The sequence below is a fragment of the Streptomyces sp. NPDC059010 genome (assembly GCF_042740355.1).
Classification (GTDB): domain Bacteria; phylum Actinomycetota; class Actinomycetes; order Streptomycetales; family Streptomycetaceae; genus Streptomyces.
The window spans coordinates 39,741-51,299 of sequence record NZ_JBHYJA010000064.1 but is presented as its reverse complement, the minus strand read 5'-3'; the positions used below and the strand labels follow the sequence as shown (position 1 = coordinate 51,299).

8 protein-coding genes are annotated in these 11,559 nt (G+C 70.3%); 5 read left to right on the top strand and 3 right to left on the bottom strand.

From position 1 onward, the window contains the following. Nucleotides 1-982 (top strand): leucine-rich repeat domain-containing protein (locus tag ACFWYS_RS42510; RefSeq protein ID WP_384781649.1); only part of this gene is annotated, 982 nt, incomplete at its 5' end. Nucleotides 983-1,217: 235 nt separating this feature from the next. Next, a complete protein-coding gene (locus tag ACFWYS_RS42505; RefSeq protein WP_384781651.1) occupies nt 1,218-2,519 on the top strand; it encodes an alkaline phosphatase in 1,302 nt (433 codons plus the stop codon). Between the two features lie 667 nt (nt 2,520-3,186). On the opposite strand, the gene ACFWYS_RS42500 is transcribed toward ACFWYS_RS42505, so the two are convergent. The 3 genes from ACFWYS_RS42500 to ACFWYS_RS42490 are packed head-to-tail and all read right to left on the bottom strand — an operon-like array spanning nt 3,187 to nt 7,728. Continuing rightward, entirely contained in the window at nt 3,187-4,557 is a 1,371-nt protein-coding gene (locus ACFWYS_RS42500) for a condensation domain-containing protein (RefSeq protein WP_384781647.1), read from the bottom strand. Further along, nucleotides 4,554-5,897, bottom strand: coding sequence for a KamA family radical SAM protein (locus tag ACFWYS_RS42495; protein WP_384781645.1), 1,344 nt, complete (start codon nt 5,895-5,897; stop codon nt 4,554-4,556). Before ACFWYS_RS42495 ends, ACFWYS_RS42500 begins: the two co-directional genes overlap by 4 nt. A gap of 4 nt (nt 5,898-5,901) precedes the next feature. Continuing rightward, nucleotides 5,902-7,728 (bottom strand): non-ribosomal peptide synthetase, encoded by a 1,827-nt coding sequence (locus ACFWYS_RS42490; protein ID WP_384781643.1) that lies wholly within the window; start codon nt 7,726-7,728, stop codon nt 5,902-5,904. Between the two features lie 243 nt (nt 7,729-7,971). Between ACFWYS_RS42490 and ACFWYS_RS42485 the strand changes: the two genes are divergently transcribed. From ACFWYS_RS42485 to ACFWYS_RS42475, 3 genes are read left to right on the top strand one after another with little or no spacing between them, the layout of a single operon-like run. Continuing rightward, nucleotides 7,972-9,294: an aromatic ring-hydroxylating dioxygenase subunit alpha gene (locus tag ACFWYS_RS42485; RefSeq protein WP_384781641.1), complete on the top strand. Its 1,323-nt coding sequence runs from the start codon at nt 7,972-7,974 to the stop codon at nt 9,292-9,294. Then, a complete protein-coding gene (locus ACFWYS_RS42480) occupies nt 9,291-10,670 on the top strand; it encodes a flavin monoamine oxidase family protein (RefSeq protein ID WP_384781639.1) in 1,380 nt (459 codons plus the stop codon). Before ACFWYS_RS42485 ends, ACFWYS_RS42480 begins: the two co-directional genes overlap by 4 nt. After that, nucleotides 10,667-11,542: an LLM class flavin-dependent oxidoreductase gene (locus tag ACFWYS_RS42475; RefSeq protein ID WP_384781637.1), complete on the top strand. Its 876-nt coding sequence runs from the start codon at nt 10,667-10,669 to the stop codon at nt 11,540-11,542. Before ACFWYS_RS42480 ends, ACFWYS_RS42475 begins: the two co-directional genes overlap by 4 nt. The last annotated feature ends 17 nt before the right edge of the window (nt 11,543-11,559 follow it).

The following is an 11,559-nucleotide window of genomic DNA, read 5'->3' as shown; positions in this document are numbered from 1 at the left end:
ACCTACTGAGACCCAAGCGCTCCCGGCCGGCACGGTCAGCGTGCTGGATCTGTCGGGGCGAGACCTGAGCGAAGTCCCGGCCTCCGTACGCGGCCGCACCTCGCTGCGCTGGCTGGACCTCAGCGGGAACCGGCTGACCGAACTGCCGCCCTGGCTGGGGGAACTCACCTCGCTGCAGCGGCTCGACCTGGACGACAACCGGCTCACCCGGCTCCCCGAGGAGATCGGCCGGCTGCAAGACCTGCGCCATCTCGGGCTGAGGGACAACGCTCTCGACGAGTTGCCGTCGCAACTCGGCCGGGCAGCGGGGCTGCTCCGCCTCGACCTGGCGGGCAACCGGCTCACCCGAGTGCCGGACGTCTGCGCGCGGCTCGGACAGCTGCGGCGGCTGACTCTGGCGCGCAACGCGCTGACCCGGCTGCCCGAGTGGCTGGCGGAGCTCGGCGGCCTGCGGATCCTGGATCTCCAGGGCAACGGCATCACCCGGCTGCCCTCGGCATGCGTACCGCCCGCAGGTCTTCATGTGCTGGGCCTCGGCGGCAACGGGCTGGCCGAGGTACCCGACTGGCTGGGCGGCGCGAGCCGGCTCGGCGTGCTGGACCTCAGCGGCAACCAGGTGCGACGGCTGCCGTCCGCCCTGTCCCGGCTGTCCTCGCTGCGCCGGCTGGACCTGTCGGACAACCGGCTGCCGGAACTGCCGCCCTGGCTGGGCCGGTTGACCGAGCTGACCTGCCTGGATGTCAGCGGCAACGAACTCACCACGCTGCCGGCCGAGTTGGCGGACCTGCGCAAGCTGACCCGGCTCAGCGCGGACCGCAACCGGCTGTCGGCCCTGCCCGACGGACTGGGACGGCTCACCGCCCTGACCTGGCTGAGCCTGACGGACAACCCCCTGTCCGGACCGCCCGCCTGGGTGGCCGGCCTGCCACAGCTGCGCTGGGGGGAGTTCCGCCACCCGCAATGGACACCGGTCCTGGCCTGACGCCGCCGGGGCACGGGACTGCTGCCGCACCGGCCCCACCGTGCCCCGTCGAGCCGGCGTGGGCTCTCGGCCGCCCCCGATCCCCCGCTTCCTCCACCACCGCCCTTCTCCCACTGCCCCGTTCCTTTCATTACCGCCTTTCCGCCACGCCTTTTGGAGACAGACCTTGCGCCTCATACCCCGGTCACCGTGGGCCGCCGCCCTCGCCGGAGCCCTGCTGCTCCCCCTCGGCCTCATGGCCTCCCCGCCCGGAACCGCGTCAGCCGACGGACCGGCCGACCAGACGCGCCGGGCGATCAGGGACACCCCGGCCCGCAACGTGATCCTGCTGATCGGCGACGGCATGGGTGACTCCGAGATCACCCTGGCCCGCGACTACACCGTCGGTGCCGACGGCCGGCTCACCATGGACGGCCTCCCCCTCACCGGCGCCTACACGACCCACTCCGTGACCGCCGACGGGTCGCCGACCTACGTCACGGACTCCGCGGCGGCCGCGTCCGGCTGGGCGACCGGTCGCAAGACGGTGAACGGGAGGGTCTCCCGGACCCCGGACACCAACCAGCCCCTCCCCACGATCCTGGAGCTGGCGAAGCGGGCCGGATACGGCACCGGCAGCGTGACCACCGACGAACTGACCGGCGCCACCCCGGCGGCCCTCGTCACCCATGTCACGGACCGCTCCTGCAAGGGCCCCGCCGACATGGCGCTGTGCCCCGCGGACACCGTCGCGGCGGGTGGCGCCGGCTCCATCGCCGAGCAGACCGCGGCGAGCGGGGCCGACATCCTGCTGGGCGGCGGACGGGGCAGGTTCGAGCAGACGGTCCCGGCCGGGCCGTACACCGGCCGGACGGTCCTGGACCAGGCACGCGGCGCCGGGTACCGCGTGGTGACCGACGCCCGCGGGCTGGCGGCCGCCGACGCTCGTACGCCCGTGCTCGGGCTGTTCTCCGACGGCAGCGCGGCCCCGGAGTGGACCGGCCTGCTCGCCGCGGACGGCGGGACCGAGCCGCAGCGCTGTGTCACGGCCAACCCGGAGCGGCCCGCCGACGCTCCCACGCTCGCGGAACTCACCACTAAGGCCGTCGAGTTCCTGGACCAGCGCCGGCAGGGCCGCAAGCGCGGCTTCTTCCTCCAGGTGGAGGGCGCGCAGATCGACCGGCAGAGCCATGGCGCCGACCCGTGCGGACAGATCGGCGAGACCCTCGGCTTCGACCGCGCCGTCGCGGTCGCCCGCGCCTATGCCCGCACCCACCCGGACACCCTCGTGGTGGTCACCGGCGACCACGGCCACGCCGCGCAGATCCTCCCGCTGGACAGCGAGCCGACCGGGCGGAACACCACGCTGGTCACCGACGAGGGCGCACAGCTGAAGGTCAGTTACTCCACCAATCCGTCCACGAAGGTCCAGGAGCACTCCGGCACCCAGGTCCGCGTCGCCGCGGAAGGGCCGCAGGCCTACCGGGTGCTCGGCACCACCGATCAGACGGACCTGTTCCGGACGATGCGGCTGGCCCTGGGGCTGGGGACGCCGTGAGGTCAGCGGATCCGCTTTCTCATAGAGCGTGTCGCCCAGGACCAGGAAGTCCAGGTCCATCTTCCGGAACGCGGCCATCGCGTCGTACGACGTGTTCACGATCGGTTCGCCCCGGTCGTTGAAGGAGGTGTGTCAGAAGGACTCCCGGCAGGCCCAGCGACGAGAGCCGGTCCAGTACCGCGCCGACCACCGGGGCCTCGTCGGTGGTGCGGGCCGCGCCAGCGGAATCGAAGGCCACCAGGCCGTCGCCCGTCAGCTCGACGCACTCGCCGACTTCATCGCCACCCCCGTCACCGACCGCACCCTGAAGGCATGGCTCGCCAGCGCCCGCAGCCCGACGAAGCAGAACCTCGTCGCGTGTCCCCCGGCAGCGAGTGGCATCGCCCCGGCCGACTGACCTCCCGCACGACATCGATGGCGAACCGGGACGCCGTCGCACTCGACGACCGGGCGGCAAGTCACTGCGCGCAGTCGCCGACATGTTCAACTGCCCGGCGAGGTCGCCGTCGGACTGCACCGCCCCTGGGCACGCGGTGAGGCCACACCCAGGAAACACGGTGCCCTCCAGTGTGAGCGCGTGCTGTCCAGCGCCCAGTCGACGGCACGCAACTCGGCCGCAGCCGGAAGTCCCAGAAAAGTCCCACGGGACTCCCACCACCCCCGGCGTTCATGCGTCCGCCCCCGGCAGTGATCCGACGAGTCGGCGCTCCAGGTCTGCCAGGAACCGGACTATCTGCTGCGACGGGAGGACGGCGGTGTCCATTCTCAAGGACACGACGAACTCGTTCGCCTCCTGGTGAGCGTTGAGGAAGAACTCCCAATCATCCTTCTCCGCGCCGTGCCCTTGGGAGAACCGGGTCTGCGGCATCAGCTTCTCCGCCTGCTCCCTGGTGGTCACTTCCGGGCCGTCGACGCCGCGTGTCATGGTTCCGAGATCGCGGAAGAACAAGTTGACGGCACACGAGAGGTCCGCTCCGTCACCTCCGTCGTCAAAGACGGCCCGCAGCATTGCCGCGATGTCGTCCGGGTTGCCCTCGCATGACAGAGCGGACTTCAGCGCGGCGAAGTGAGTGCGACGGACGCGCTCCTCCATTGAGCCGGTGGCCAGTTCGACGCACAGGGGGAAGCTCTGCACCAAGGTGCCGGAGTACGAGTCGGTTTCCTCCGCGAACCGGTTGTGGGCGAGCATGAGAAACCCGCAGCTCTGCTGACCGGACGCTTTCCCCAGGAGCTCCGCCGCGCACGCGAGGATCACGGAGTCGACGCTCGCCCGCCAGATCCTGGAGAGTCCGATCGCTGCGGCGCACACGGCCTTGGAACGCATGATGTGCTCGGCCAGGCGGGGCTTCTCCGGGGCGTGCACGGCAGGAGGCATGGTGCGTCGCGGGAACTTCCCGACCTCCTGCCGCCAGTGCTCCACCGCGCGCGCGGATCGCTTGAGCCCCTCCGGGCTGGTCTCGATGAGCACGCGTTCCGCGGGGTGGGAGACCGGAGGCAGGTCGGGGCCGGCCGTGCCTGCCGCGCGGGCCCGCATGGTTGCCTGTAGTTCCTCAGTGACCTGCCGCAGCCCCGACGCGTCCGTCGCCATGTGGAACACGCCCAGCACCAGGGACTCGGGGACACCTGCCGCGGTGACCACGGCGGCCCGGACGGATATCTCGGGAATCGTGAACGGCGTGCCGCTGAGTTCTCGCCCGAGTTGTTTCACGGTCTCCGGGACACCCCCGCTCCCGGCTTGCCGCACCTCGACTCTGAGCTCTCCGGCTGCGGGGACAACCTGGCGGGGGACTCCGTGTTCGTCCAGGAAATACCGTGTACGCAGTGTCTCGTGCCGTTCCAGGACGGTCGCCAGAGCCGCGAGAACGTCACCCAGAGAGCAGCCGGTCGGGACGTCGACGCTGACCGGCCAGCCGAGGTACTCGTAGCCCGGCGCGTGCCCGATGAGTCCTTGCCAGATCCAGCGCTGACCCCAGGTGAGGGGGTGAACGCCGGAACGGGTTCCGGCAAAGCTGACGGTGCGGAAGGTGGATGTGCTCATGGTCCGTCCTGGCACAGTGGTGAAATCGTCAGGGCTTCCTGGCTCTTCCACCAGGCTCTGCCGGCCGGCGGAAGAAGGTGGATCGGGTCGTAGTAGGGGAGGCCGGCCTCCCCCCAGGTGGACACCCCTCGCTCACGGTCGTACGACACGGCTTGGTGCACCCACCGCTTCCCCAGCCGTGGGACGTCGCAGACCAGCCGAGGAGTGGAGAAGCCGGGCAGCCAGCCCATGATGTCTTCCTGCAGTGATCGAGCTTCGGCAAGGGGCAGCCGCCAGTGTTCGGAATGCGGGACGATGTCGCACATGTAGAAGTAGTAGGGGGTGATCCCGGGGTCGTCCGCGAGTGCGAAACACAGGTCGAGAAGGGCCGCCGGGGTGTCGTTCACCCCGCGCAAGAGGACGCCCTGATTGCGTACGTCCCGAAGTCCGGCCTCCAGCACGGCGCGTGACGCCTCCGAGACGAGTGGTGTCACCGACTGCGCGGCGTTGATGTGGGTGTGCAGGGCGAGACTGCAGCCGTTGCGTCGGGCGAGCGCGGCAAGGCGCTCAAGACCGCGTCGGACCTCCGGCGACAGCCAGTGCTGTGGTAACCCCATCAGACTCTTGGCGGCCAGCCGGACGTCTCGTACGTGTGCGGTCGTGATCAGCGTGGCGATGAAGTCCTCCAGCTGGCGCCAGGGCACGTTGGCGACGTCCCCGCCGGAGACGACGACGTCACGGATCCGCGGGTTGGCCTGGATGTACTTGAGCATCGCCGACAGCCGCTCGGGGGCATGGGTGCCAAACCTGGCTTTGACGACCTGGGGCACGGACGGCCCGACGAGATCCATCCGCGTGCAGTGTCCGCAGTACTGAGGGCAGGTGGCCGTCAGTTCCGCCAGGACTTTGGTGGGATAGCGGTGCGTCAGGCCCTCGGTGGCCCACATCTCCTGCTCGTACAAGGGGTCACGCCGGGCCGTCGGATGGCTGGACCACTCGCGGAGCCGGTCGGATGCCAGCGGCAGCATGTACCTGCGGACGGGGTCGGCCCGGAAGGCGTCGGTGAGACTCCCCGCGCGTCCAGGGAGAGCCGACGGCGCCATGGTGTTGAGCAGCTGCGGGGTGAGCAGCACCGGCATGGTCGCGTAGCGCTCCTGGTCCTTCTGGAGATCCTCGTACACGCTGTCCGCCAGCCAGTCCCCGACGACGTCGCGCAGCCGGCGGGCGCTGCGCACCGCGTGCCTGCGCTGCCAGGACGCGTCGCGCCATTCGCGTACGGAGACATCACGCCAGCCGGGGAAACGGGTCCAGTCGGGTTCCACCGGCTCCCGCGGCTGGTAGGTGTAGGTCTTGTCGTCCATGACGTCAGCGCTCGCTGCCGTCCTGCGCCTGCCTGTACTTGGCCACCTCCGTGGCGATGCGCAGCGGGGTTCGCTGTTCGAAGACGTCGACGAAGGTCAGCTCGACGTCAAAAGCCTTGTAGATACGGGAGATGAGCCGTGTCGCGAGCAGTGAGTCACCGCCGCCGTCGAAGAAGTCGTCCGCAACATCGAGGGGCGCGTTGAGCAGTCGGCCGGCGATGGCCGCTATCTCCAGTGCGATGGCATCGGTCGGCGCATCCGCTTCGGCGGTGTTGTCCAGCATGGCGTAGTCCGTCTTTCCGTTGGGAAGCATGGGCAGGGCCTCGGTGAAGGTGATCCGGGCCGGACGCATGTGGGCCGGGAGGTGCTGGGTGAGCCATGCGCTCAGCTCGGGCTCGGTCACCCGGGAACCGGCCGCGCGTACGACGGTGGCGACCAGGCGCGTGCCGCCGACGGGCGAGGCGACGCCCCGGACCGCCGCGAGACGCAGGTCCGGGTGACCGAGCAGAGCGCGCTCCACCTCCTCGGGCTCGATCCGGAAGCCCCTGATCTTCAGCTGGCGGTCAGCGCGCCCCACGTACGCGAGCTCTCCGTCGGGGCCGCTCGCGACGAGGTCCCCGGTCCGGTACAGCCGCCCGGCGTCGGCGCCGGCGAAGGTGCCGAACCGCTCCGCGGTCTCGGCCGGGCGCCCCTGGTACCGCAGGGCCAGCGACGGCCCGCCGACATACAACTCGGTGACGACCCGGTCCCCGGCCCCTGGCTCCGGGCTCCCCGCAGGCAGCGCCGTGGGCAGCAGTACCTGACGGATGTGCGGCAGCGGGGCGCCGATGGGCACCGGATCGTCCCCGGTCAGTGAACGCCCCCGGCTGCCGCCGATGTCGGCCGCGTGGGTGACCAGCACGGTCTCCGTCTGGCCGTACGTGTTGACCAACCGGACGTGTTCCGGCACGAGTTCGCACCAGCGGCGGACGGTGCCCGCCCGGACCTCCTCGCCCCCGATGACCACCAGGCGGAGCGAGTCGGGCAGCGCCCGGCCGGTGAGGTCCAGGAAGTCGACGACCTCCGCCCAGAAAGAGGTCGGCAGGTCGACCACCGTGACGGAGTGCGCCTCCAGAGCCGTGAAGACCCCCATGACCGAGCCGTTCGTGGCCCGGTGGTCGATCACCAGCGTTCCGCCGGCCAGCAGGAGGGGGTAGATTTCCTCGCCGCTGGTGTCCCAGTTCATCGACGCGAAGCTGAGCACCCGGTCCTCGGACGAGACGCCGAACACGCCGGTCAGGGACCGTACTGACGCCGCAAGGGCTCCGTGGGACACCACCACTCCCTTGGGCACTCCGGTCGAGCCCGAGGTGTGGAGGATGTAGGCGGGGTTTGCGGCGGCGGGTTCGCGGAAGGCAGGCGGCGTACCGGGCATCGGGGCTGTCCCGTCCGCGGTGTCCGAGTCGATGCGAGAGAGCGCCAGATCGGCGGGTAGGGACCGCAGCGCCGCGGCCGTGCCCACCACGCTCCGGATGCCGCAGACATCGACCATGGCAGCGAGGCGACTGGCGGGATGCCCGCCGTCGAGCGGTACGTACGCCGCGCCGGCCCGCAGAATCGCGAGCAAGCCGACGATTCCGCGGTACGAGCGTTCCACGGCCGCGCCGACGTGATCGCCGGCCCGCACTCCCCGCGCCATGAGCAGGGCGGCCAGGCGGTCGATGTCCGAGGAGAGCGAGGCGTAGTCATGGGCTTCGCCCGCATCGACGACGGCGGTGGCTCGCGGGGTGAGGGCCGCGGTGCGCATGAGGGACGAGATGACAGATCCGGACTTGGTTTCCTTCCTGAGCAAACGTTCCTCCAAGAACTGTCACAAAGAATTCCCGTGCGGCGCATTCCATTGAAGCTTTCGAAATCTCTCGAAAGTTTTTCGCGTCCTGCAAATTGCGGGGCACAACATTTGCATGGCCCCTACGGGATGTCAAGGAAAGAACTTGGAAGGTAAAGCCGACGGACCTGAAAGCCGGAGGAATGGAATCGGCCACCGCGTGATTCCGGGGGAATTGACGATGGCGGGGTCAATAATTTCGTACACATGGGCACCAGTCGGGACGACTCGCTGGCCCGCAGGACGGCTGAAAATGGATGGTGCGACCGCACGCCGGCTGGGGAGGATCTTGAGCGAGTATCGGAATGCGACACCGCATTCCTGTGCGAAAAATTGGGCGGCATTTTCACAAGGGCGGCTACCTATTCGATGAGCACCAGCAAATCAATGCAGCCGGTCATACTGTCGCGCGTGGACGACCATGGACTTCCTGGCGAGGCGTATACGAGTCACTCGGTCTTCGCCTGGGAAAGACACAGACTGTGGCGAGCCGGCTGGGTATGTGTCGGCAGGGAAAGCCGGCTGGCCGAGCCGGGCTCCCAGCGCACCGAGCAGGTGGGCGGCGTCGGAGTCCTGTTGGTGAGGGACGCCACCGGAGAGCCACGGGCCTTCCTCAACTCGTGCCGTCACCGCGGGCACGAGCTCGTCCAACCCGGGTGCGAGGTCCGCAGGAGCACCATCTGGTGCGCCTACCACGCGTGGGTCTACCGTCTCGACGGATCACTGCGCAACGCACCTCGCTTCGGCTCCGCCGACCCGGACGACCTCGGCCTCGTCCCGGTGCGCTGCGCCCGCTGGGGCGGCTGGCTGTTCGTTGACCTCTCAGGCACCGTGCCGGATCTCAAGGACACCGTCGGCAATCTCGACCAGACCCTCGCCCCGTACGAGACCGGCACCCTGCGTACGGTGGCGGCCCGGGAGTACGACGTCGCCGCCAACTGGAAGCTGATCGTCGAGAACTACCTGGAGTGCTACCACTGCCCCAGCACACACCCCGAACTGAGCCGGGTGCAGCGGACGGAGGGCGGCGAGGACTTCCCCTCCACGGGGTTGTGGCTCGGCGGCCTCCTCGACCTGCGCAACTCGGCGACGTCCATGTCGCTGGACGGATCGGGGGCGGACTGGGACTTCCCCCTGCTCGACGCGGACCGGGCCCGTCAGGTCTGCTACCACGCGCTGCTCCCCAGCCTGTTCATCACCGCCCACCACGACTACCTGGTGACCCATCGGCTCGCACCGCTCGATGCCGGCCGGACCCGCGTGGTCTGCGAATGGCTGTTTCCGCCCGCGCTGGTCACCGCCGGAACCGACACCTCCTACGCGGTGGAGTTCTGGGACCACACCAACGCGCAGGACTGGGCCGCGTGCGAGTCGGTGCAACGCGGTGTGTCCGTACCGGGCTACGTTCCCGGCCCTCTCGCACCCGAGGAGAGCGCGCTGCGCGCGTTCCTGCGCCTCTACTGCGATGCCTGTCGCGACGACCGGCCCTTGGGGGCCGGCCCCCAAACCGGCGGCGGGATACGGCCATGACGTTCCGTCCGCCGGTAGTGCAGGCCGATGTCGTGGTCGTAGGGGCGGGGCTCGCCGGTCTCACAGCCGCAGCCGAACTGCAGGCGCGGGGCAGGCGTCCCCTCGTCGTGGAGGCCGGCGACCGGGTCGGGGGGCGAACCGCCGGTCGCCTCGTCGCGGGCCAACTCCTCGACCTCGGCGGCGCCTACACGGGCGGCCTGCACAGCGAGGTGCGGGCACTGGCGGATCGGCTCGGCATCGGCCTGCAGCCCACCGAGGCTCCCGGCAGCGCCCTGTTCGATCTGCGGGGACGCCTGACCCGCGCCGACAGCGGGCATGCGGCGTACAGCGCACTCGCGGTGGGGGACCTGCTCGAACTGCTGGAGGAACTGTCCGCGGACGTGGACCCGGCAGCTCCGGGGGCCCATCCGAACGCGGCGGAACTCGACCGCCTGACGGTCGCCGACTGGGCCGACCAGCGGCTCACCCACCCCGACGCGCGGCTGTTCACCGATCTGCTGGTGGGCGAGATGCTGGCCACCGACACGAGCGAACTCTCCTTGCTCCACCTGCTCTTCTACCTCAGGTCAGGTGGCGGGGCCCATTACCTGACAGCTTTCTCGGGCGGCGCCCAGCATGACCGCTTCGCCGGCGGTGCCCACGCGCTGTGCGAGCGGCTTGCGGCCTCCCTCGCCGAGCCGCCTCGCCTGCGGACGCCCGTCACGCGGATCCGCACGCATCTGCGGGGACGCCTGCTGGTCCAGGGGCCTGGTATCGCCGCGGAGTGCGCACAAGCCGTCATCGCCGTACCGCCCGGCCCCGCGGCCCGGATCGTCATAGGGCCGGCCGGAGCCGGTCCGGACGCGTCCCGCCCGTCGCGGTCCCGGTCGAGTGGGGGCGCCATCAAGCTCCATGTCGTCTACGACCGGCCGTTCTGGGCGGACGCCGGTCTGTCGGGGTGGGTGACCGCGGACGGGGGCCCGGTCAGATACGTGACCGACGATTCGGCGGGCCGTGACGGTCTGGGAGTTCTCGTCGCCTTCCTCACCGGTTCCTGCGCGGCGGCCTACGCCGCACAACCGCCCGCACAGCGCCGCGCAGACGTGCTCAGCAGCCTGAGCCGATGGTTCGGAGCAGCGGCTGACAGGCCCCTGGAGTATGTGGAGACGGACTGGCGGTCCCAGCCGTTCGTGGAGGGCTGCTACGCGGCCGTACCCCCACGCGGCTGGTGGGCTGAGACGGGCCCGATGGCGTTCACCGGCCGGCCCGCCGACGAACGGATCCGATGGGCCGGAACCGAGCGGAGCCCCGCCTTCTACGGCCATCTCGAAGGTGCGGTGCGATCCGGCCTCCACGCCGCCCGTTCACTGCTCGACAACCACCGAGGACACAGATGAGCGGCCACCCCCACGAGCATCCGTTGCGGTTCGGGCTCCTACTGCCGAACGCGGGTTACTACGCGGACGCCCGCCGTCTCGTCGACCTGGCCCGTGCCGCGGAGGAATCCGGCTGGGACGGGGTCTTCCTCTGGGACCACGTGATGCTCGACCGCCGGCTGAGGCTGCCGCTCGCCGACACCTGGACCACGGTGACGGCGATCCTCACCAGCACGCGGCGGATTCGGTGCGGCCCGCTCGTCACCCCCCTCGCGAGCCGTCACCCTTGGAAAGTGGCACGTGAGACGGTGACGCTGGACCATCTGTCGGACGGCAGGCTGGTGCTCGGCGCGGGGATCGGAGCCTCGGCGGACACCGACTTCCTTGCCTTCGGTGACACGGCGTCCGTGGCCGAACGCGCTTCCCGGGTCGATGAGGCGCTGGCGGTCATCCGGCGGTTGTGGACCGGGCAGGAGGTCTCGCACGCCGGGGAGTGGTTCCTCCTCGACCGGGTCACGTTTCTTCCCACTCCGCTGCGACAACCGGGCGTTCCCGTCTGGATCGCGGCCACCTGGCCCGTCCGCGGGCGTGGTGCTCTCGACCGAGCGGCTCGCGGGGACGGTGTGGTGCCCATGGTCCGGGATTCCGCGCGGGGACTGCGAGGACCGACCCCGCAGGAGCTGACCGAGATGCTGGCCGCCGTCGGTTCCACCCCGGCCGGTTGGACGGTCGCCGTCCCCGGACGGACGAGGGTCACGGATCTCGCCGCGGCCCGTGCCCTGATACGTGACCACCACTCCCGGGGAGCCACGTGGTGGCTGGAGTCGTTCGACCCCTGGTCACGAGATCCCCGCGAGGCACTCGACTGGGCGAACCACGGCCCGCCCCGTTGATCCGGAACGTCGGTGCC

Bases quoted from the DNA above. Each gene is read 5' to 3' on its own strand.
- ACFWYS_RS42480 (WP_384781639.1), top strand. From the start codon at position 9,291: ATGACGTTCCGTCCGCCGGTAGTGCAGGCCGATGTCGTGGTCGTAGGG.
- ACFWYS_RS42485 (WP_384781641.1), top strand. From the start codon at position 7,972: ATGGGCACCAGTCGGGACGACTCGCTGGCCCGCAGGACGGCTGAAAAT.
- ACFWYS_RS42500 (WP_384781647.1), bottom strand. From the start codon at position 4,557: ATGAGCACATCCACCTTCCGCACCGTCAGCTTTGCCGGAACCCGTTCC.
- ACFWYS_RS42495 (WP_384781645.1), bottom strand. From the start codon at position 5,897: ATGGACGACAAGACCTACACCTACCAGCCGCGGGAGCCGGTGGAACCC.
- ACFWYS_RS42475 (WP_384781637.1), top strand. From the start codon at position 10,667: ATGAGCGGCCACCCCCACGAGCATCCGTTGCGGTTCGGGCTCCTACTG.
- ACFWYS_RS42505 (WP_384781651.1), top strand. From the start codon at position 1,218: ATGGCCTCCCCGCCCGGAACCGCGTCAGCCGACGGACCGGCCGACCAG.